The sequence below is a fragment of the Marinobacter guineae genome, from assembly GCF_002744735.1.
Classification (GTDB): domain Bacteria; phylum Pseudomonadota; class Gammaproteobacteria; order Pseudomonadales; family Oleiphilaceae; genus Marinobacter; species Marinobacter guineae.
The window spans coordinates 352,812-373,212 of record NZ_KZ319340.1 but is presented as its reverse complement, the minus strand read 5'-3'; the positions used below and the strand labels follow the sequence as shown (position 1 = coordinate 373,212).

General features: G+C 55.8%; 18 protein-coding genes. 14 read left to right on the top strand and 4 right to left on the bottom strand.

Annotated elements, in window-relative coordinates; genetic code table 11:
* Nucleotides 1-11: 11 nt before the first annotated feature.
* From CLH62_RS09810 to CLH62_RS09800, 3 genes are all read right to left on the bottom strand, one after another.
* Entirely contained in the window at nt 12-761 is a 750-nt protein-coding gene (locus tag CLH62_RS09810) for an SDR family oxidoreductase (protein ID WP_099617980.1), read from the bottom strand.
* A gap of 32 nt (nt 762-793) precedes the next feature.
* Complete coding sequence (locus CLH62_RS09805) at nt 794-1,915, bottom strand: alkene reductase (RefSeq protein WP_099617979.1); 1,122 nt, start codon at nt 1,913-1,915, stop codon at nt 794-796.
* Between the two features lie 69 nt (nt 1,916-1,984).
* Nucleotides 1,985-2,572 carry a TetR/AcrR family transcriptional regulator gene (locus CLH62_RS09800; protein ID WP_099617978.1) on the bottom strand — a complete coding sequence of 196 codons (588 nt, stop codon included), beginning with the start codon at nt 2,570-2,572 and terminating at the stop codon, nt 1,985-1,987.
* A 91-nt stretch (nt 2,573-2,663) separates the two neighbouring features.
* Here CLH62_RS09800 and CLH62_RS09795 point away from each other — a divergent pair, with 91 nt between their 5' ends.
* Complete coding sequence (locus CLH62_RS09795) at nt 2,664-3,776, top strand: S-(hydroxymethyl)glutathione dehydrogenase/class III alcohol dehydrogenase (protein WP_099617977.1); 1,113 nt, start codon at nt 2,664-2,666, stop codon at nt 3,774-3,776.
* 47 nt (nt 3,777-3,823) lie between these two features.
* On the opposite strand, the gene CLH62_RS09790 is transcribed toward CLH62_RS09795, so the two are convergent.
* A complete protein-coding gene (locus tag CLH62_RS09790; RefSeq protein ID WP_099617976.1) occupies nt 3,824-4,735 on the bottom strand; it encodes a LysR family transcriptional regulator in 912 nt (303 codons plus the stop codon).
* A gap of 129 nt (nt 4,736-4,864) precedes the next feature.
* Between CLH62_RS09790 and CLH62_RS09785 the strand changes: the two genes are divergently transcribed.
* The 13 genes from CLH62_RS09785 (at nt 4,865) to CLH62_RS09725 (ending at nt 20,391) form a co-directional block, all read left to right on the top strand.
* A complete protein-coding gene (locus CLH62_RS09785; protein ID WP_228152819.1) occupies nt 4,865-5,695 on the top strand; it encodes an SDR family NAD(P)-dependent oxidoreductase in 831 nt (276 codons plus the stop codon).
* Nucleotides 5,696-5,706: 11 nt separating this feature from the next.
* Nucleotides 5,707-6,120, top strand: coding sequence for a tautomerase family protein (locus CLH62_RS09780; protein ID WP_099617975.1), 414 nt, complete (start codon nt 5,707-5,709; stop codon nt 6,118-6,120).
* A gap of 34 nt (nt 6,121-6,154) precedes the next feature.
* The gene (locus CLH62_RS09775; RefSeq protein WP_143752369.1) at nt 6,155-7,642 is read left to right on the top strand and encodes a methyl-accepting chemotaxis protein; all 1,488 of its coding nucleotides are present in this window, start codon (nt 6,155-6,157) and stop codon (nt 7,640-7,642) included.
* 270 nt (nt 7,643-7,912) lie between these two features.
* On the top strand, nt 7,913-9,535 hold the full coding sequence (locus CLH62_RS09770; RefSeq protein ID WP_407657781.1) for a DUF1302 domain-containing protein: 1,623 nt from the start codon (nt 7,913-7,915) through the stop codon (nt 9,533-9,535).
* Between the two features lie 36 nt (nt 9,536-9,571).
* On the top strand, nt 9,572-10,924 hold the full coding sequence (locus CLH62_RS09765) for a DUF1329 domain-containing protein (RefSeq protein ID WP_099617973.1): 1,353 nt from the start codon (nt 9,572-9,574) through the stop codon (nt 10,922-10,924).
* A gap of 179 nt (nt 10,925-11,103) precedes the next feature.
* Nucleotides 11,104-12,093, top strand: coding sequence for a WD40/YVTN/BNR-like repeat-containing protein (locus CLH62_RS09760; RefSeq protein ID WP_170005783.1), 990 nt, complete (start codon nt 11,104-11,106; stop codon nt 12,091-12,093).
* Between the two features lie 4 nt (nt 12,094-12,097).
* Nucleotides 12,098-14,500, top strand: a complete 2,403-nt coding sequence (locus CLH62_RS09755; protein ID WP_099617971.1) for an efflux RND transporter permease subunit — start codon at nt 12,098-12,100, stop codon at nt 14,498-14,500.
* A gap of 142 nt (nt 14,501-14,642) precedes the next feature.
* Entirely contained in the window at nt 14,643-16,316 is a 1,674-nt protein-coding gene (locus CLH62_RS09750; RefSeq protein ID WP_099617970.1) for a sigma-54-dependent Fis family transcriptional regulator, read from the top strand.
* A 514-nt stretch (nt 16,317-16,830) separates the two neighbouring features.
* Nucleotides 16,831-17,118 carry a phenol hydroxylase subunit gene (locus tag CLH62_RS09745; protein ID WP_099618827.1) on the top strand — a complete coding sequence of 96 codons (288 nt, stop codon included), beginning with the start codon at nt 16,831-16,833 and terminating at the stop codon, nt 17,116-17,118.
* Nucleotides 17,119-17,164: 46 nt separating this feature from the next.
* Entirely contained in the window at nt 17,165-18,157 is a 993-nt protein-coding gene (locus tag CLH62_RS09740) for an aromatic/alkene monooxygenase hydroxylase subunit beta (protein WP_099617969.1), read from the top strand.
* Between the two features lie 9 nt (nt 18,158-18,166).
* Nucleotides 18,167-18,433, top strand: coding sequence for an MmoB/DmpM family protein (locus CLH62_RS09735; protein ID WP_099617968.1), 267 nt, complete (start codon nt 18,167-18,169; stop codon nt 18,431-18,433).
* A 16-nt stretch (nt 18,434-18,449) separates the two neighbouring features.
* Nucleotides 18,450-19,967 carry a YHS domain-containing protein gene (locus tag CLH62_RS09730; RefSeq protein WP_099617967.1) on the top strand — a complete coding sequence of 506 codons (1,518 nt, stop codon included), beginning with the start codon at nt 18,450-18,452 and terminating at the stop codon, nt 19,965-19,967.
* Between the two features lie 73 nt (nt 19,968-20,040).
* Complete coding sequence (locus tag CLH62_RS09725; RefSeq protein WP_099617966.1) at nt 20,041-20,391, top strand: phenol hydroxylase subunit P4; 351 nt, start codon at nt 20,041-20,043, stop codon at nt 20,389-20,391.
* Nucleotides 20,392-20,401 lie beyond the last annotated feature (10 nt).

Genomic DNA, 20,401 nt, shown 5'->3' with positions numbered 1-20,401 from the left:
TTGCGAAGATCTTACAACTCCTGGGCTGTGGGCCGCAGGATGATTTCGTTGATATCGACGTCCGCGGGCTGTTCGATGGCATAGACAATGGCCCGGGCCACGGCGTCGGAATCAATCGCCACCTCGTAGAGCTCGTCCGCCGCCTTTTTGGCGTCCGGATCGGTGATGGTGCTGGTGAGCTCAGTCGCCACCGCACCCGGCGAGATGTTGGTGCTGCGGATCTCGTCACCGGCCTCCATGCGCAGTCCTTCGGACAGTGCGCGGACTGCGTATTTGGTGGCGCAGTAGACAGCAGCGCCCGGAAACACCTTGTGGCCGGCGACGGACGACAGGTTGATGACGTGTCCGCTGTGTTGTTCTCGCATGGTCGGCAACACCGCCGCGATGCCATACATCACGCCTTTGATGTTGACGTCCACCATCTGATCCCACTCATCGACCTTCAGGGCGTCCAGCGGCGCCAGAGGCATCAGGCCGGCGTTGTTGATCAGTACATCGATCCTGCCGAAGGCCTTTTTTGCCGCGGCGGCCAGGGATTCGACCTGGGCGCGGTCGGTCACATCGGTGACCTGCCAGATTGCCTCGGCGCCCCTGGATTTCAGGTCCTCGGCCAGGGCTTTCAGACGGTCTTCCCGGCGGGCGGCGAGCACCAGTCTGGCGCCCCGGTCGGCCAGGCGGCGGGCAGTGGCTTCACCGAGACCACTGCTGGCGCCGGTGATAATCACGACTTTGCTATTGATCGGGTCGTTGGTGTTGCTCATGGTTTGTCTCCTTTGAAATTGAAAGCGTCTGTTCAGGCGCTTTTTTCGAGTTCCTTCAGCGTCGGGTAGTCGGTGTAACCGTGTTCGTCACCGCCATAGAAAGTGCTGTCGTCCCACTCGTTCAGGGGCGCGTTCTGGCGGAAGCGCTCCGGCAGATCCGGGTTGGCGATAAACGGGCGACCGAAGGTCACCAGATCGCAGCGCCCTTCATTGATGCGCTTCCGGGCCTCTTCGGCGGTGTAGGCGCCGTTGGCAATGTAGGTGCCCCTGAAGCCGGTACGGATGGCGTCGATGACTTCTTCCGGGCGGCCGTTTGCGTGATTGCCCTGGAAGGAATCTTCCACAACTTCGATGTAGGCAATGCCCAGGTCGTTCAGGTGCCGGGCGAAGGTGCCGAAGGTCTCGACCGGGTTGTCGTCGTCCATGGCGTTGAAGCTGCCGGTGGGGCTGACGCGAACCCCGACTTTGTCCTTGCCCCAGACGTCGATAACAGCTTTGACCACCATCAGCGGCAGACGCAGGCGGTTTTCCACCGAGCCACCGTATTCGTCGGTGCGCTGGTTGCTGCCGCTTTTGATGAACTGGTCCAGCAGGTAGCCGTTGGCAGCATGGACTTCAACGCCGTCAAAGCCTGCTTCCTTTGCGTTCAGTGCGCCCTGGCGGTATTGCTCGACGATGTCGGCCATTTCCGCGGTTTCCAGGGCCCGGGGCTCCGGAATATCCACCATGCCGGAGTCGGCACTGATGAAGGTTTTGGCGCCTTCTGGCCTGATGGCAGACGGCGCAACGGGCTTTTCACCGTTCGGTTGCAGGTCCGGATGGGAAATCCGGCCCACGTGCCACAGCTGCATGTGGATTCGGCCGCCGGCCATGTGCACCGCCCCGGTTACCTTCTTCCAGCCTTCAACCTGTTCCGGCGAATGAATGCCGGGAGTAAAGGCATAGCCCTTGCCCTGTGGCGACACCTGGGTGGCTTCGCTGAGGATCAGGCCAGCGCTGGCACGCTGCTGATAGTAACGGGCGTTCATGTCGTTGGGGATATCCCCGGGCTGGCTTGAGCGGGAGCGTGTCAGTGGCGACATCAGAACCCGGTTGGGCAGGGCCAGTTCGCCCAGATGGTACGGTTGGAAAAGTGGATCGTTCTGGTTGCTCATCGGGCATCCTCCTTCAGGATTAAACGATATTAATTAGACCAGTCTACTAGTCGATGATCGAAAAAAATTTCAGCCGATGTTCAGGCACTGCTTGAAAAAGACTCGCACGAACCGCTCCATGGGTTCTGTGGACTTGAGGACCTTCGAGCGAAGAATGGCGCCTTCCCAGCCGGACAGCAGAAAACTGGCGGCGTCTGCCGGGTCGATATCGGCACTGATGTCCCCGGCCTGCTGGGCGTCACGAAGGCACTGCTCGAAGCGTTTTTCCCAACTGGCAAACACCGTGTCCAGCCGTTGTCGAAAGGCTTCGTTCTGCCCCGCCAACTCCTGGCCCAGGTTGCCGATCAGGCAGCCCCGGGTGTACTCACAGCTGGTCATGGTTTCAAAGCCGGTGTCGAAGTAGGCTCGCAGGCGGTCGACGCAGGAGCGGCTGGTGTCGTTGAGAATCCGATCCAGTTTGGCGTCGTATTCCTCCGCGAAAGTATCAATGACCGCCAGGCCGAAATCGTGCTTGCTGCTAAAGTAATGGTAGAACGACCCCTTGGGTACGCCGGCTGCCGTCAGCACGGCATTAATGCCCGTCGCGCCAAAGCCCTTGTGGCCGATCAGGTCTGCGCCGGTGTGGATAATGTGAGTGCGGGTGTCGTTCGAGGTCATGTTTGCTATAGTAGACCGGTCGTCTAGAATCCGTCAAACAACCGGGGTCCGCAATAGCCGAGACTCCCAATTGATCCAGAGGAGCCTGCCAGTGATTAAATCCCGAGCCGCGGTGGCGTTTGAAGCCAACAAGCCGCTGGAAATTGTTGAAGTTGATGTGGCCCCGCCGCAGGAAGGCGAGGTTCTGGTGCGCATCGTTGCTACCGGTGTTTGCCACACCGACGCTTACACCCTGTCTGGCGCAGATCCCGAAGGTCTGTTTCCCACCATTCTCGGCCATGAAGGCGGTGGTATTGTCGAAGCTGTCGGCCCGGGTGTGAAGGAGCTGCAAGTGGGCGACCACGTGATTCCGCTGTACACCGCTGAATGTGGCAAGTGTAAATTCTGTACCTCCGGCAAGACCAACCTGTGCAGTGCGGTGCGTGAAACCCAGGGTAAGGGTGTGATGCCGGATGGCACCTCCCGGTTCTCATACAAAGGCCAGCCGATTTACCACTACATGGGTTGCTCCACCTTCTCTGAATACACCGTGCTGCCGGAAATCTCCCTGGCCAAGATTCCCAAGGAAGCGCCCCTGGACAAGGTCTGTCTGCTGGGCTGTGGCGTAACCACTGGCATCGGTGCGGTGCTGAACACCGCCAAGGTTGAGGAAGGCGCGACTGTGGCCATCTTTGGTCTGGGTGGCATTGGTCTGGCCGCCATCATTGGCGCCAAGATGGCCAAGGCCGGCCGGATCATTGGTGTCGACATCAACCCGGGCAAGTTTGATATCGCCAAACAGCTGGGTGCCACCGATGTGGTCAACCCCAACGACTACGACAAGCCGATCCAGGAAGTGATTGTCGAGATGACCGACGGCGGCGCTGACTACACCTTTGAGTGTGTCGGTAACGTTAAATTGATGCGAGCGGCGCTTGAGGCCTGTCACAAGGGCTGGGGTGAATCGACCATCATCGGTGTGGCCGGAGCTGGCGAAGAAATCAGTACCCGCCCGTTCCAGCTGGTGACCGGTCGGGTCTGGCGCGGTTCAGCCTTCGGTGGTGTGAAAGGTCGTACCGAGCTGCCGGGTTATGTGGAAAAGGCCGAGAAGGGCGAGATTCCGCTGGATGTGTTTATTACCCATGAAATGCCGCTTGAGGACATCAACAAGGCGTTTGACCTGATGCATGAGGGTAAGAGTATTCGGACAGTTATTCATTTCTGATAAGCAGTAAAGCTTCAAGAGCCGCACCTTCCGGGTGCGGCCTGCCTTCACTCCACCTCCCCGATCATCTCCTCACGCTTGAAGTTCCGGAGAGTCTCCAGGAAGGATGTCAAGAGCCTGGAATCATCGCCCGACCTGAAGACGCATGAGAGGTCTATGGTCGCGTTTTCCGGCAGATCCGAAATCTCTCGATACACTACTCCGGGTAATGAGAGCGATGACGCCGATTTTGAAACCAGACACACGCCGAATCCACTGGCTACGAGCGAGACGCCCGTCACGACGTCACCAACCTCCTGAGTGATTTCGGGTGTGAAGCCTGCGGCATAGCAAAGTGACATCACTTTATCCACAAAGTTGGGACGTGAACTTGATGAGAACAGGACCATTGGGTAGTCCGCCAGCTCCCGAAATTTGATCACAGACTGTGTCGCAAGCGGACTGTTTTCGTTGACGGCAAGCAACAGTCTTTCCCTGTTGACGAGTTCACTAGTGAGATCGGGCAGGGGTTTTAACATTCTGTTGAAGCCCACCGTGATTCTGTGCTGCCTTAAAGCCTGAATCTGTTCTTCTTTCTCCATGGTATGAAGGACAACTTTTACTTCGGGATAATCCTGCTTGAAACGCAGTAACAGCCGGGGAATAGTATCAAGAACACCGGAACCGAATACTGCAATGTCCAGGCGTCCCAGCCGGCCCTGACTGGCTCTCTGGGTTTTTTCGGATGCCTGCTGTACGAGCGAGAAAATGTTCCGCGCTTCCTGGGCCAGCAACGTCCCGGCTTCCGTAAGTTCCATGCCTTTTGGCGTGCGGTTGAACAGCTGCACCCCAAGTTCCTGTTCAAGCTGATGGATCTGCCGGGTTAAAGGGGGCTGGGAGATGTGTAGCAGTGTGGCCGCGCGCCCAAGATTTCTTTCCTCGGCCACGGTCAGAAAATAGCGGAGTTTTCTCAGGTCCATGGCTTAAACGCCTCTGTCTTCATGCAGAAAAGGTATGGAGAAACCATCCAAATGGTATTAGACGGTATATTTTTCAGTTTCTAGACTCAAGTTCATTCAAACACCCCTGTCTCCGGACACCGTATTCGAGTGTCCCCTGCAACAACCGAGAGCAAGACGATTATGGGCCAGGACAATATGGTGAGTCATACAGAGGACCTGAAATGTGACGGAGCCGCCGGGATCGCCGTTGTTATTGGGGCCACAGGCGCCTTCGGTCGAGTCATTGCCTCGAAATTGTTGGGTCGAGGGCTGGATGTGCTCGCGGTTGCCCGAAACACGGGTGCTCTAGAGGCTCTTCAGCAGGAGTTGCCAGGCATCCGAATCTGTTGCGCTGATGTGTCCTCCGGAGAATCGACCGAGCTGATCGCCCGGGCCCTCACCGGCCCGGTCAGGGCCGTGGTACATGGACCGGGTGTCGGTGTTGCTGGCGGAATACTGGATGCTGACATCGAGATCCTCAACGAGGCCGTCAATATCAAGGTTGGCGGCCTGCTGCGAGTGGTTCGCGCCACGGAATCACACATGTCCAAAGGCTCGAGAATCATAGCGATTGGCGGCCACTACGGGTTGGAGCCGACCGCTTACGCCGCTTCTGCCGGCGTAGCGAACGCGGCTCTGGTTAATGTCGTGCGTCAGCTAAGCCTGGGTTATGGGCCCCGCGGTATTACGGCACACGTCGTTGCCCCGGGGCCTGCCGAGACAGAACGGTTGAGAGCGGTGGCTATTGCCCGGGCGGAGCAGGGTGGCATGTCCGTTCAGCAGGTGCTGGATCAAATGTTGTCGGAATCATCCATTTCGCAATTTACAACGCCTGAGCAGGTCGCCTGGGCAGTTTCACTCTTGTTGGATGAGGAGGCTGACGCCATGACAGGATCCACGTTGATGCTCGACTCCGGTCGTCGTCGCGGTTTGCCATAGGGAGAATTCTTATGCCAGTCGTCAAGTTTCATGTTTCGGGGTTGCGTCAACCGGATTCGGTTGTGGAGACGTTTCTGATCCGGGCTTCAGAGATCTACGCCAGGATTCTGGAATGTCCCTTGGATCGGGTCCGGGCCTTTTATGTGCCCCATGAAGACAATGCGGTTGCCACCAGTGGACAGGTGCCGGGCCCGCATTCGGTGTTCTTCGAGTTTATTGTGCTGGAAGGCCGGTCGCTTGAACAAAGGCAGAAGATCGCACGGGAATTCAGCGAGCTGATTGAGCGCGTCCTGGAAGTGGATGTTGATGTGGTGCGCGGGCGGTGCATCCGTGTTGAACCCGAGGACTGGTGCATTGGTGGGGTGTTTGCCAGCGAGCTCCGCAAATCAGAAATTGAACAGCGAAAAAATCCAGGCCGGCGCTGACCACCGGCCGGTAAGGATTAAGGCGGGGCGGGCTATGTCGAAACGGTTTTTGGGTTGTCTGGCGGGATTTTTTGTCACCGCCGTAGTAGGCATTTTTTCATTGTTTCTGGGGAATCCTTTGGTTGCGGCAGCCTTCTGGCTGGTCATTGCGGCTATGGTAGGGTTTTGGCTGTATCGAACCGGGTCCAATGCGGCTGAGGTCGGTGAGGTTATAGACGGTTTGCTCGGGCACTTTGTGCCGGAGGGCATTCCCCAGAAAACAGGCGTGCCAGATAAAATCCGGATGCTCTCACGTATTTTGGAAGGCAAGATTGAGTCGGCCGGAAAAATCAGCGCTACCTCTCGGGACTTAACGGTTGCGACGGGCACGATAGTGTCGGGTTTCACCACGATTGTGGGCTACACCCACCGGCAATCTGAACGGGCAAAGAGCGACATCGCGGCGTTTGAGGTTATTGCAAGGCAAATACGGCAGATAGCCGATTCGGCTTTGGCCACTTCCGAGTCAATGTCTCAGGTCTGCCGGCACGCCGAAAAAGGAGAAGAAACGGTTCTGCAAGTGAAAACTATTGCAGAGCGCCTCCAAGGCTCTGCAGAAAAATCAGAGCGACAGTTTCAGGAAGTCCAGGAGCATTTGGCAAAAATCGGTGGCATTGTCACTCTTATCGAAACGATATCCTCCCAAACCAACCTGCTGGCTCTGAATGCCGCCATTGAAGCCGCCCGGGCTGGTGAGTCAGGGCGAGGTTTCGCCGTGGTTGCCGATGAAGTGAGGCAGTTGGCGGCCAGAACCTCGGAAGCGACCACGAGTGTTGCCCAGATTATTCAATCGACTGATCAGTCAATCGATTCCCTGAAGTACGATTTACAGGAGACGGTGAAGGCCTCTCAGCAAGCGCTTGTTCAGTCGAACGAGGCCAGCGATGCCATCGCATCGATAGTATCCCAATCCCTGGACGTTTCAGGTTCGGTCCGGGAAATGTCGGAACGGGCGCTGGAGCAGGCGAGCGCTTCTGCAGAGGTAGCAGAGGCCAGCAACACCATTCGAGAGCTTGCCCGTGAAATTGATGGGAAGGTCCTGGGTTGTAATGACGACCTTCGAAAATTAATGCTCAGCCTGGTCGGGATGAAAGAGCTGGCAGGCAACCTTGATGTTCCCAAGGGGCCAGAACTCTCAATCATTGATGCCGTTGAAGAGATCCGGGCTCACAATATCATGGTTGTGAACTCCGAACGTTTGGAGACGGCGTTACCGCATATTGCTCGCATACATGAACTGGACAAGGTTGTCGACCAAGGTCTAGCCAATACCCAGAGTTCCACGAAACTGAGTCCCCAAAAGTCGAAGGCGTTATCGGCTTTGACGTCCGCCCTGACGAACTACCGGAAAGTTCGAGATGAAGTCCTGGCGGATGCCAGGCATGGAGACTTTTCAAAAGTTCGGGAAATCGGGGTTCATCGGGTGCGACCGGCATATCAGGAAGTCAGGCAATTCTGTGAAGCCCTTGTGGCTGCCGGCTAGCTAAGTCCTCCCCAAAACCTGAGGTAGACGGAGACGTTTCTGATCTCGAAGCCACGGGCCTTTTAATACTAAAAAGGTATCGAGAAGGCCACCATATAGTATTGGAAGGTAATTAGATGGGCGCTTACCTTTGAGTCAGTGGCGGATCTCAGAAAACGCTACACCACAAAAACAAAGACTCCCTAGCGTGAGGAGAACAGTATGACTGATAAGAACAATGTTCAAATGCCAGGCCGTTCGGTCGGCATTGGGTCGGGATCGGTGCTCCCGATGACTGCAGTTGTGGCCATGGCATTCTGTGGCAGCGTCAACGCTATGACCATCGATAGCGGCAACCGTGATATTCGAATGAGCTGGAACAACACGCTCAAGTACAGTGCAGCCTGGCGTGTCGAGGATCAGGATTCGGAAGTCGCCGATAACTCCATTGGCGTCCAGGCAAACACCAATGATGGTGACCTGAACTTTGACAAAGGCCTGATTTCAAACCGCGTCGATCTCCTCTCGGAATTCAACTTCAACTACAAGCGCCGTTACGGTTTCCGCGTGAGCGGTGCTGCCTGGTATGACTCTGTCTACAACACCGAGCATGACAATCCCGGAGCTCTGGGCGGAGCGCTGTATAACCCCCGCTCTGTGGATACCGATGAGTTCACCGATGAAACCGAAGAACTGCATGGGCGGGACGCCGAGCTTCTGGATGCGTTTGCTTTCGGTAACTTCTACCTCGGTCAGAAGAGTCTGAACGTCAAGGCTGGCCGATTTACCCAGCTCTATGGTGAAAGCCTGTTCTTTGGATCAAACGGAGTGGCAGCCGGGCAGACATCTCTGGATCTGGTTAAGGCACTTTCCGTTCCCAATTCCCGTTTCCAGGAAATTCTGCGACCGATCAACCAGTTCTCCGCCCAGTTACAGTTGAGCCCTGAAATATCCTTGGGAGCCTACTATCAGTTCGAGTGGCGAAAAACCAAGTTGCCGGCCTCCGGAAGCTATTTCAGTTTTGCCGATTTTGCGGACGAGGGTGGCGAAACCATCATTCTCGGACCAGGGCAATCAGTGTTTCGTGGCAGTGACCAGGAAGCCAGCGACAGCGGCCAGTTTGGTGCCCAGCTCAAGATGAAAGCCGGCGATTACGACCTCGGCCTATACGCAGCCCAATACCACGACAAAATGCCTCAGTTTTATGTTCGCCCTGGCGTGAACGTACAGCCGGGTAGCATTGGTGATTACCTCCTCACGTATGCGGAGGATATCAAGATGGTAGGTGCCAGCTTGAGCACGCTGATTGGCGAGGCGAACGTTGCTGCGGAAGTGTCATTCCGTGACGACATGCCATTGGTGGCTTCGGGCAACACCGTAATCCTGCCAGGGAATACAACGGCGGATAATGGAGACAACGCAGCCTACCCCGTTGGTAGGACCTTCCATGCAAACCTTTCGATGATCAACGTGTTCAACGAAAGTGCCCTTTGGGACGGTGCGTCCTTGCTCGCGGAGATGGCGTTCAACCGGCGCCTGAGTATTTCCGAAAACGCGGGTCAGCTGGACCCCAGTGCGACCCGGGACGCAACCGCTGTCCAATTCCTGTTCACGCCTGAATTTTTCCAGGTCGCCCCCGGTCTCGACCTGAAAGCTCCCATTGGCGCCAGCTACGGAGTTGACGGTCGTTCTTCTGTCAATGGGGCACTGTTTCCCTCAGAGCACGGCGGAAATGTGAGCCTCGGGATTACCGCGGATTACCAGAGGACCTGGCAGGCTGGCCTCAGCTATACGCATTACTACGGAGCGGCGGGTTCCATTATCAAATACAACACTGCCGTGCCCGAACTTTCCTATGAGAACTTTCACGGTGATCGGGACTTCGTTTCCCTCTCTATTCAACGCACATTCTGATGGTCGGTTACACGAAGGTGTAATGAGGAGTTTGTCATGAAAAAAAACAAGATCGCAGTAGTCATTGCCTCCGTCCTTGCTTTGGGAACAACAGGCGCTTTTGCAGCAGTTTCTGCGGAAAAGGCTGAGAGCCTGAAAAACGAGCTAACGCCGGTTGGCGCAGAACGTGCCGGCAATGCAGACGGAACCATTCCCGAATGGACCGGTGGCATTACCGACGCTCTCCCGGGCAAGCATATGGGAGATATTCCCGCCCAGATTTTTGAAGATGAAAAGCCTCTGTACAAAGTGACCAAATCCAATATGTCTGAGTACGGGGATGTGTTGTCGGAAGGTGTGAAAGCACTGCTGAACAAATATCCGGACACCTTTCACCTGAATGTCTATCCCACGCACCGGACGGGCGCACATCCCCAGTCCGTCTATGACAGTGCCTATGCCAACGCCACTCGCTGCGAGACCATTGATGGTGGATACTCTCTTGAAGGCTGTGCGGGTGGAACGCCTTTCCCCATCCCGCAATCGGGCGTTCAGGTGATGTGGAATTTCCTTCTCCGAACCGAGGCACCGTCCATTGAATATACCTTCAAGAATATCGTTGGTAACTCGGATGGCTCTCACACTCTGGCGACCCGTAACGAAATCGCGTTCCAGTATCCCCAATTCTATGAGGGTGTCACGCCGGAGAGCTGGAGTGGCGAGTACGCCATGTTCCGTTTCAACACCCTGGCGCCTCCCTTTAAAGCCGGTGAATCCCTCGTTATCCGCGACAGCATCGAGCAGGATAAATCCAGGCAGGCCTGGCAATACCTGGTAGGCCAGCGCCGGGTTCGGCAGGCCCCAACCGTCTCCTATGATACGCCGGATTTTGTCGCTTCGGGCGCAAACTACTTTGACGAGGTTCAGGGCTTTTTTGGCGCGCTGGATCGCTTTGATTGGAAGCTTGTACAAAAGCGCGAAATGCTTATTCCCTACAACAACAACGGCTTTATTGGTGCGAGCGTCGATGATGCCTACATGGCATACCACGCAAACCCCGAGAAAGTTCGTTGGGAACGTCATCGCGTCTGGGAGGTTGAAGCCACAGTACGCGACGGCATGCGCCATGCGGTTCCCAAGAGAAGGTATTTTCTCGATGAGGACACCTGGCTGATTGCTCTTGCCGATGGTTACGACTCAGAGGGAACCCTTTGGAGAGCCTCTATGACCACGCCGTTTGTTGTTCCCACCGTTCCGGCAACGATGCTGAAAACGACGCTGGTGTTCAACCTCCAGGCTAACACCTTGAGCATTATCCAGGCGTTGCAGGACGAATACCTGGACGTTGTTCCCACCAAACCTGAAACCTACTTTACCGGCGATGCTGTTGCCGCCGAAGCCATGCGCTGATCTGGACTGCAGGCACCCGATGGCGGGTGCCTGCATAAAAGGTTTGGCAACTGAGATGGTTAATATCGGGTGAAGTAACGATGAGAAAGACAGGTTCTGGGTTCGTAGCGTCAATAATGACGGGACTGATGCTGATGCAGACCCCTCTGGGTTTGCATGCGCAGGAGGTCAGAGAGGTTTTGCCTGACTTGACCGAATTGCCTGCAATGCGTGTTGAAGGTGCAGCCCATTCTGTCCAGTTGGCAGTGGCGAGGGCAGGGGACCGACTGGTGTCGGTCGGAGAGCAGGGCATCATTCTGTTGTCCGATGATGATGGCCAAAGCTGGTCTCAGGCTTCCGATGTTCCGGTCAGTGTGACCCTGACCGACGTGGAGTTCACCTCTGAAACAGAGGGCTGGGCCGTTGGCCATTTCGGCACTGTGCTGCGGACAGAAACGGCAGGTGATCAGTGGGTCAGGGTAATGACCGGCCAGGACGTCGTGGCGACCATCGGGGAGGCGGTCCAGTCGTTATCCGAGACTGAGCCCGGAGCTGCGGCAATCAAGCGAAATGCCAGCTATCTGACCGGAGACGAGCCCATTCTGGATATTCACTTTTCGGCGGCCGGCGAAGGTTGGCTGCTCGGCGCTTATGGCATTGCTCTTCACAGCCTTGATGGCGGCCAATCCTGGGCATCGGCCTTTTCAGCGACGGGTAACCCGAATTCCTACCACCTGTATCAGTATGTGCCTTCTCCTGGAAACGAAGCCCTCATTGTCGGGGAGCGAGGGCTGGTCTCGCGTTCACTGGGCAACGCCGACGTTTTCGAATCACTGCCCATCGACTATGAAGGCACGTTCTTTGGGGGCGTTGCGTCGGGTTCCCGGCAATTCCTTCTATTCGGGTTGCGGGGGAATGTCTGGATCGGTGACGGGAGTCACTGGGCACGGCTTCAGACAGGCTCGCAGGCCTCGTTCAGTGCCGGGGTTGCAACACCCATGGGTATTGTTCTGGGCGACGTGACCGGTCGATTGTTCGTCAAGCCCCGCGATAGCGAACACATCCGTGAGCTGGCTCAAGCTTCAGACGCCGCCATTACCGACCTGATCCTGAGTTCCGGCGGTGGCCTGGTGATGTCGACTGCCAGGGGACTGAAGCGTCTGGAACTTGATAATACGGAGTTCAAATAAGCCCATGAACATGAGCGCCCACAAGCATAGCCCCGACATCATTCGGCGGCTTGAGGATTTTGATACCCGCTCGGGAAATGTCGTTGAGAGGCTGCTGTTCAATAACCGCATGGCTGTCGTTCTGGTGTGCCTGGTGATTACCCTGTTACTGAGCTTCCAGGCTCGCGATCTCACCATGAATGCAGCCTTCCAGAAGATGATTCCGACGAACCACCCCTTTATCGTGAATTATCTCCAGAATCGCAGTGAGTTGGCTGGCATCGAGAACTCTCTGCGTATCGCGGTTGAGGCAAGGGAAGGCACAATTTTTGATCAGGCGTACCTGGAAACCTTGCGAAAGCTGAGTGAGGAAGTCTTCCTGCTGCCGGGCGTTGATCGGCCCTATATGAAGCACCTGTGGGCACCTGCCGTTCGCTGGTCCGGTGTTACGGAGGTGGGGCTGGATGGTGGCCCGGTCATTCCCTCTGACTATGACGGGTCGGCAGAAAGCATTGATCAGGTCCGCCAGAACGTTGAGCGATCCGGCGAGATTGGACAACTGGTCGCAGAGGACTATCGCTCCACAGTGATTTTCGTGCCGCTTCAGGAAACCAATGCGGTTACCGGCGAGAAAATCGACTATCACGAGCTTGGCCAGCAGCTGGAGGTGTTCCGGGACAAGTATGAGACCGCCGGTGTAAACGTGCACATCACCGGTTTTGCCAAAGTGACCGGCGATCTCATTAGTGGTATGCAGCAGGTACTGCTCTTTCTGGCGTTGACGATTGCAATCTGCACGCTGGTCCTGTTTTTCTATACCCGGTGTCTGCGCAGTACCGTCCTGGTTGTTGCCTGTTCCATGGTGGCTGTCGTGTGGCTGCTGGGGTTGCTGAGTGTTCTGGGCTATGGTCTGGATCCCTACTCGATCCTCGTCCCCTTCCTCGTCTTTGCGATCGGGATGAGTCACGGTGCCCAGAAAATGAATGGCATCATGCAAGACATCGGACGGGGAACGCACCGTTTGGTGGCGGCCCGGCATACTTTTAGGCGCCTTTTCGTTGCAGGGTTAACGGCTCTGGTTTCTGATGCGGTTGGCTTTGCGGTATTGATGGTTATTGATATTCCGGTCATTCAGGACCTGGCGGTTACGGCGAGTATTGGCGTGGCTGCACTGATATTTACCAACCTCATTCTGTTGCCAGTGTTGCTCTCATACACAGGTGTAAACGCGAAAGCTGCAGTTCGCAGTGTTCAGGCGGACATTGCAAACCTGAATGACAAGACTCATTCCAAGCATCCTGTCTGGGCGCTCCTGGATCGGTTTACGGAGCGGAAGGTTGCTGGCGTGACCATCCTGGTGTTTGCGCTCCTCGGTGGTGTGGGGCTATTCGTAGGGTCCAATGTGAAGATTGGCGATACCGGCATCGGTGCGCCAGAACTCAGGGCCAATTCACAGTACAACCTTGATAATAAATTCATGGTCAACAATTACGCCGCGAGCAGCGATGTGTACGTGGTCATGGTCAAAACCGAGCAGTATGCGTGCGCGCATTACGATACCCTGAGGGTTGTTGATGCCCTTGAGCGGCGGCTGAAACAACTACCGGGGGTGGAGTCGACGCAATCCCTCGCCGGGCTTGCAAAGGTTGCCAACGTCGGGATGAACGAGGGCAGCATGAAATGGTGGGGTATACCAAAATCCCAGGGCATGCTGAATGCAATTGTTACCCGTGCGCCCAGGGAAATGTTCAATCAGGAATGTGATTTGTTGACGGTATTCGCTTACCTAAAGGATCACAAGGCCGACACCCTGAGCAGCGTGGTCAAGGTCGCCGAAGAGTTTTCTCAGATGTACAGTACCGACAGCATCCAGTTCCTGAACGCAGCGGGTAACGCGGGGATTGAGGCTGCGACCAATATTGTGGTGGAAAAAGCCAATGTCCAGATGCTTGTACTGGTCTACGCAGCCGTTATCCTGTTGGCGCTTGTGACCTTTCGTTCCTGGCGTGCGGTGGTCTGTGCGGTTGTTCCTCTGATGATTACCTCGGCACTGTGTCAGGCGCTTATGGTGTGGATGGATATCGGGATCAAGGTGGCTACTCTACCGGTAATTGCTCTGGGTGTGGGCATCGGGGTCGACTATGCCCTTTATATCCTGTCGGTGACTCTGGCCAGGCTCAAGACCGGCGAGTCGCTTTCTGAGGCCTACTATGGGGCTCTGCTGTTTACCGGCAAAGTGGTGATACTGACCGGGGTCACTCTGGGTGTCGCCGTCATGACCTGGGGCTTTTCGCCGATCAAGTTCCAGGCGGATATGGGCTTCCTGCTGGCCTTTATGTTCATTTGGAACATGCTGGGCGCGCTCATTCTCCTGCCCGCACTTGCCCGCTTCCTGCTGGTGCCAAAAATGAAAGCGGTGACAAGCTGAAATCATCGGTATACATTGATTTTACTCAAAGGGCCGAAGGGAGATCGGCCCCTGCATTACAAAAACAGAAGTAACTCCCGCCAGAATCGCATTCAGACACGGAAGCTCGGCGAGGATTGATGCTTATGATCCAGGGGGCACCATGTCTGCTCAAAAACTCATGGAGCAGTTCAATCTGCGATCCCATCTTCGCTTTAATATTGACGAAGGCAATATCTGGCTGGATGAGAGCCGGATGTTGCTGCTGCACGCCTCGGCCCTGGGTGCGTTGCGCAAAGAGCTGATCCAGTCCCTGGGGGTACAGAGGGCGAAAGGTCTGCTGTTGAGAATGGGCTTTGAATCCGGGCAACGGGACGCCGATCTTGCCAGAAAGCTTACCGGTACTGGCGAGCCTTATGATGTCTTCCTGATTGGTCCGCAATTGCACGCCTTCGAGGGCCTGGTGAAGGCAACCATTACCGAGGCGGACATCGACTGGGACAATGGAACTTTTTTCGGAACGGTGGATTGGCAGGGATCATGGGAGGCGGAATCCCACATCCAGGCCTTCGGAGTAGGGGATCAAGCCGCGTGTTGGACGCTCGCCGGCTACGCCTCCGGATATGTAACGCGATTCTTCAACCGGTTTGTCGTTTTTCGGGAAGAGCAGTGCCTGTGCTGCGGCGATGACAAGTGTTCGATAGTCGGCAAGCCAGCTGAAGAATGGGACGATCAGGAATACGTCAAACTGTTCAGGCCGGACAACATCGATCGTGAAATTCAGGAACTGAGGGAAGAAGTATCCTCGCTGCGCGAGAGCCTGGGCCTTCAGCGTGGCAGAGGCGACCTGATTGGCGAGTCCCAGGCCTTCAGGAGTGCATTCAATCTTCTTGAGCGCGCTGCCGATAGCCCGATCAACGTGCTTTTACTCGGCGAAACCGGGGTTGGCAAGGAAGTTTTCGCTCATTGGCTCCACAAGCACAGTAGCCGGGCCGAGAAGCCTTTTATCGCGGTCAACTGTTCTGCCATTCCCCATGACTTGATCGAATCGGAGCTGTTCGGGGTTCGAAAAGGCGCATTCACCGGGGCGGAGGAGTCTCGCCGAGGCCGGTTTGAGCGTGCCGATGGTGGCACGCTGTTTCTTGATGAGATTGGCGACCTCTCGCTCTCTGCCCAGGTAAAGTTGTTGCGGGCTATCCAGACCGGTGAAGTGGAACGACTGGGCGACGACAAAACCATCAAGGTAAATGTCCGATTGGTCGCCGCGACCAATGTTAACCTGCAGGATGCCATCGCATCGGGAAAGTTCAGGTCCGACCTGTACTACCGTCTTTCAACCTATCCGGTCAATATCCCACCCTTGAGGGATCGCAAGTCCGACATTCCCTTGTTGGCGGAAGCCATGATCGCCAAATACGCGCCGGCCTATTCCAAGACCATTAAAGGCTTGTCCGACAAAGCGGCCCACGGCCTAATGGAATACGATTGGCCCGGCAACGTTCGTGAGCTTGAAAACCTGATTGAACGAGGCGTGTTGCTGGCTCCCAACGGCGGGTGTATTGAGCTGGATCACGTATTCATTTCCGGCGCTGAACGCCATGGCGAGGTCGCGGTGGGCAAAGAAGGAATTGTCAGTAGTCAGGCTTCGGAACAGGAAGTGCGCCTGGCTGAGAAACTGCTGGAAGATGGTTTTGATCTGGGCCGCCACGAACTGATGTTGATGGATATGGCGGTTCAGAAAGCCGATGGCAATCTTACCCATGCCGCGAAACTGCTGGGTGTCTCCAGGCGGCAGTTGGCCTACCGACTAAAAAACAGCGCCGAAAAATCCCCGTAGAGTTAGCGTTGGCTGGCATCTCATGGGGGCCTTTCGCAATCGTGTTTTCTCTATAGCGCTCTTCAACTTCACCCCTCTTCAACTTCTTATCGGGAGCCTTCCCCGGAGGGCTCTCCAGTACTTTCCAAAACTGAAAAAACCTATTCATGAAATGTTGAATCCTTTTCTGCATGTTTGGCTGTGTGGGAAAGCGCGAAGCCGATGCAGGCGATACCGCTGTTCAAATTTGTAAGGCAGCCTTGAATGACGTTCGAAAATGTAAGGCGCCACGGGTCCTATCTACTGCTTAATTCTTGAAAATGCTTATAAAACAAAGGGATGAGGACTTGGCACGCCAGGTGCAATAAAAAGTTGACGACGATCAAGTGCTGATTGTTCGAGTCAGTGCCAGCCGTTGGCGCCGACGTGAATAAACAAAAACAACATGACATCAAAAAGCCTCCCGCCCTGCACACCAGGGCAAATGATGTCACCAAACTTCCTGGCCCCGGTGCCAGCAGTTGAGGTGAAGCAAATGACAGATGCCAGTTTCCCGGCAGATATCACGCCTGCCCAGTTGGATACCGAGCGCCGCTTTGTCCGGATTACCGGTGAGCGCCCGGGTGGATTTATCGAGTTCGACTTTGCCGTCGGCGAGCCAGAGCTCTTTGTCGAAATGATTCTTTCCCGTCCCGCCTTTGAAGAATTCTGTGAAATGAACCAGGTGCAGACCATGGGGCCTGCCCAGGATTCAGGGCCGGAAGATCGAATGGCGGACTTTGCCTGGAGCCTTCGGGATGCCACCGGCAAACGCTTCAAGTAATACCTGATCACTCTCATGAAATCGGAACAGCAGAGGATAACAACAAATGCAGATTGACCTGAGAACAGTAAGTATTGAGCCGGTCAGAAAAACCTTTGATCATCTGGCTCGTCGATTCGGGGACAAGCCCGCATCACGCTACCAGGAGGGTAGTTACGATATCCAGGCCGCGGAAAACCTCCATTATCGCCCGACCTGGGATCCCGACCAGGAGCTTTACGATCCGAACCTTTCCCGTATCCGGATGAAAGATTGGTACGACCTGAAAGACCCGAGGCAGTTCTACTACAGCACCTACACGCTTGCCCGTTCTCGCCAGCAGGAAAATATGGAGGCAAATTTTGCCTTTGTTGAGGCCAGGGGCCTGCAGGACATGCTCCCCGTTGATCTTAAAGAGACTGCTCTGAATTTGCTGGTGCCGTTGCGCCATGCCGCCTGGGGCGCAAACCAGAACAACGCGTTGGTGTGTGGTTACGGCTTTGGCGTGGTCTTCACCCAGCCCTGCATGTACCACGCCATGGATAACCTGGGCATCTCCCAATACCTATCCCGCATTGGTTTGCTGCTTGGGGGAACCGAGGCGCTCGAGCAGGGCAAGGACACCTGGATGAACGACAGTGCCTGGCAATCACTGCGCCGATACGTGGAGGACACCATGGTCATCCGCGATCCGTTTGAAGTGTTTGTGGCCCAGAACGTGGTGCTGGACGGCTTGCTGTATCCCATCGTCTATGAGCGCCTGGTCGACACCTACCTGGCCTCGCAGGGTGGCCAGGCCGTGGCCATGCTGACCCAGTTCATGACCAACTGGTTTACCGAATCGAAAAAGTGGACCACCGGTGTGCTGAAGGTTGCGGCTGCTGAATCTCCGGAGAATGCCCAGGTTCTGGCTGAGTGGATCAATCTCTGGAGCGATCGGGCGGTCTCCGCACTGCTTCCCATAGTTAACACAGTCGTGGATGAGCGAGTTGATGAAATGGTGTCTGAAGAACTGGACGCCTTCCGCGCACGCATCGCCAAAACCGGCGTTCCGCTTTAAGGAGAGATCATGTCTACCGTTTTTATTGCCTTTCAGACCAACGAAGAAACGCGCCCGATTATCGAAGCTATTGAGCTCGATAACCCTTCAGCGACGGTGCACCAGGAGCCGGCCATGGTGAAGATTGACGCGCCGGATGAGCTGGTGATTCGCCGGGAAACCATTGAGGAACAGATCGGCCGGGAATACGACCTGCAGGAGCTGCAGGTCAACCTGATCACCATGTCTGGTCACCTCACCGAAGACGAAGACACGTTTACTCTGAGCTGGAAATAACGCCGAGGATAGAATTATGGATACGCCAGTAAACAAGAAAAAACTGAGCCTCAAAGAGAAGTACAGCTATCTGACCCGGGACCTGGCGTGGGAGCCGTCCTACCAAAGCAAAGAGGACCTGTTCCCCTACGCAACCTATGAAGGTATCAAGGTCCACGACTGGGAGAAGTGGGAAGACCCGTTCCGGCTGACCATGGATGCCTACTGGAAATACCAGGCCGAGAAAGAGCGCAAGTTTTACGCCATCATCGATGCGTTTGCCCAGAACAATGGCCACCTCAAGATTACCGATGCCCGCTATCTTTCGGCACTTAAGATTTTCCTGCAGGCCATCAGTCCGGGTGAGTACGCAGCCCACAAGGGATTTGCCAGGGCTGGCCGGGAATTCCCGGGTGTCGGGCCGCAGGTGGCCTGCCAGATGCAGGCGATCGACGAAATCCGTCATGCCCAGACCCAGATCCACGCCATGTCGAACTACAACAAGTTCTACAGCGGCTTCCATGCGTTTGCCGACCAGCGCGATCGTATCTGGTACACATCGGTGGCACGCTCCTTCTTCGACGACGCCATGTCGGCCGGGCCTTTTGAGTTCATGATCGCGATCGGATTCTCGTTCGAGTACGTGCTTACCAACCTGTTGTTTGTGCCGTTCATGTCGGGTGCTGCCTATAACGGGGACATGTCGACCGTGACCTTCGGGTTCTCCGCCCAGTCCGACGAGGCGCGTCACATGACCCTCGGCCTGGAGTGCATCAAGTTCATGCTTGAGCAGGATCCGGCCAACGTGCCCATTGTGCAGAAGTGGATCGACAAATGGTTCTGGCGTGGCTTCCGGGTGCTGGGTCTGGTCAGCACCATGATGGATTACATGCTGCCGAAGCGCGTGATGTCCTGGCGGGAAGCCTGGAATATCTACGGGGAAGAAAACGGGGGTGCGTTGTTCAATGATCTGGCCCGCTACGGCATCCGCCCCCCCAAAGGCTGGGCAGACGCTGGCGAAGCGGTCGATCACATGTCCCACCAGTTCATGCTGGCGCTCTACCAGTGGAACTTTGGTACCGCTTTCCATACCTGGATTCCCAGCGATGAGGATATGGAATGGCTGTCGAAGAAGTACCCGGACACTTTCGACAAGTACTACCGCCCCCGCTGGGAGCACATCAAGAAAATGGATGAGGCAGGGACGCCGTTCAACAACTTCGGACTGGCCAAACTGTGCCAGACCTGCCAGCTGCCGACCGTTTTTACCGAGCCGGGAGATCCTTCCACCCTGTGCCACCGGGAGACGGAATACAAAGGCGAGACCTACCAGTTCTGCTCCGACCACTGCTGCGACATTTTCAACGAAGAACCGGAGAAATACATCCAGGCCTGGTTGCCCATGCCGGCCCTGTTCCAGGACCCGCTGAATGGCGATCTGGAGGCGTGGATGAAGTGGGTCAGCCTGGAGAATGGATCTGATAATGGCGATTACCAAGGATCCCATGATCAGACCAGTTTCCAGAAGTGGCGCGCAATGACTACCTCGAACTGAGGTTGACGGGCCGGCCGGCGCCGGGTTTCTGGTGACCGGGCCGGCCTCGAAAACAAAAACAAGGAGATACACTATGTCTGTTGTTTCCAGAAAAGAATATACCGGGGTTCCTCGGGATCGCGTCGAGAACTTCAACGGCAATCAGCTGATCTATCTCGGCTGGGATAACCATCTGCTGTTCGCCTCGGCTTTCCTGTTATGTGCCTCGCCAGAGACCGTGTTCCGCGACCTGGTTCAGAACACTGTCACCCCGCTGCTCGCTGCCGACCCCGACGCCGAAAAAATCGATTGGGACACGGTGACATGGCTCAAAGGCAATCAGCCCTGGACGCCGGACTGGAATGGCACCCTGGCCGCCAATGGCATTGGACATAAGGCTCTGCTGCGTTTCAAGACGCCTTCCCTGAATACCATCTGTGGTTAACGGCTGGAGT

Excerpts from the sequence above, each read along its gene's own strand:
- CLH62_RS09810 (WP_099617980.1), bottom strand. The coding sequence starts at position 761 with ATGAGCAACACCAACGACCCGATCAATAGCAAAGTCGTGATTATCACC.
- CLH62_RS09805 (WP_099617979.1), bottom strand. The coding sequence starts at position 1,915 with ATGAGCAACCAGAACGATCCACTTTTCCAACCGTACCATCTGGGCGAA.
- CLH62_RS09800 (WP_099617978.1), bottom strand. The coding sequence starts at position 2,572 with ATGACCTCGAACGACACCCGCACTCACATTATCCACACCGGCGCAGAC.
- CLH62_RS09790 (WP_099617976.1), bottom strand. The coding sequence starts at position 4,735 with ATGGACCTGAGAAAACTCCGCTATTTTCTGACCGTGGCCGAGGAAAGA.
- CLH62_RS09780 (WP_099617975.1), top strand. The coding sequence starts at position 5,707 with ATGCCAGTCGTCAAGTTTCATGTTTCGGGGTTGCGTCAACCGGATTCG.
- CLH62_RS09775 (WP_143752369.1), top strand. The coding sequence starts at position 6,155 with ATGTCGAAACGGTTTTTGGGTTGTCTGGCGGGATTTTTTGTCACCGCC.
- CLH62_RS09770 (WP_407657781.1), top strand. The coding sequence starts at position 7,913 with ATGACTGCAGTTGTGGCCATGGCATTCTGTGGCAGCGTCAACGCTATG.
- CLH62_RS09765 (WP_099617973.1), top strand. The coding sequence starts at position 9,572 with ATGAAAAAAAACAAGATCGCAGTAGTCATTGCCTCCGTCCTTGCTTTG.
- CLH62_RS09755 (WP_099617971.1), top strand. The coding sequence starts at position 12,098 with ATGAACATGAGCGCCCACAAGCATAGCCCCGACATCATTCGGCGGCTT.
- CLH62_RS09750 (WP_099617970.1), top strand. The coding sequence starts at position 14,643 with ATGTCTGCTCAAAAACTCATGGAGCAGTTCAATCTGCGATCCCATCTT.
- CLH62_RS09745 (WP_099618827.1), top strand. The coding sequence starts at position 16,831 with ATGACAGATGCCAGTTTCCCGGCAGATATCACGCCTGCCCAGTTGGAT.
- CLH62_RS09740 (WP_099617969.1), top strand. The coding sequence starts at position 17,165 with ATGCAGATTGACCTGAGAACAGTAAGTATTGAGCCGGTCAGAAAAACC.
- CLH62_RS09735 (WP_099617968.1), top strand. The coding sequence starts at position 18,167 with ATGTCTACCGTTTTTATTGCCTTTCAGACCAACGAAGAAACGCGCCCG.
- CLH62_RS09730 (WP_099617967.1), top strand. The coding sequence starts at position 18,450 with ATGGATACGCCAGTAAACAAGAAAAAACTGAGCCTCAAAGAGAAGTAC.
- CLH62_RS09725 (WP_099617966.1), top strand. The coding sequence starts at position 20,041 with ATGTCTGTTGTTTCCAGAAAAGAATATACCGGGGTTCCTCGGGATCGC.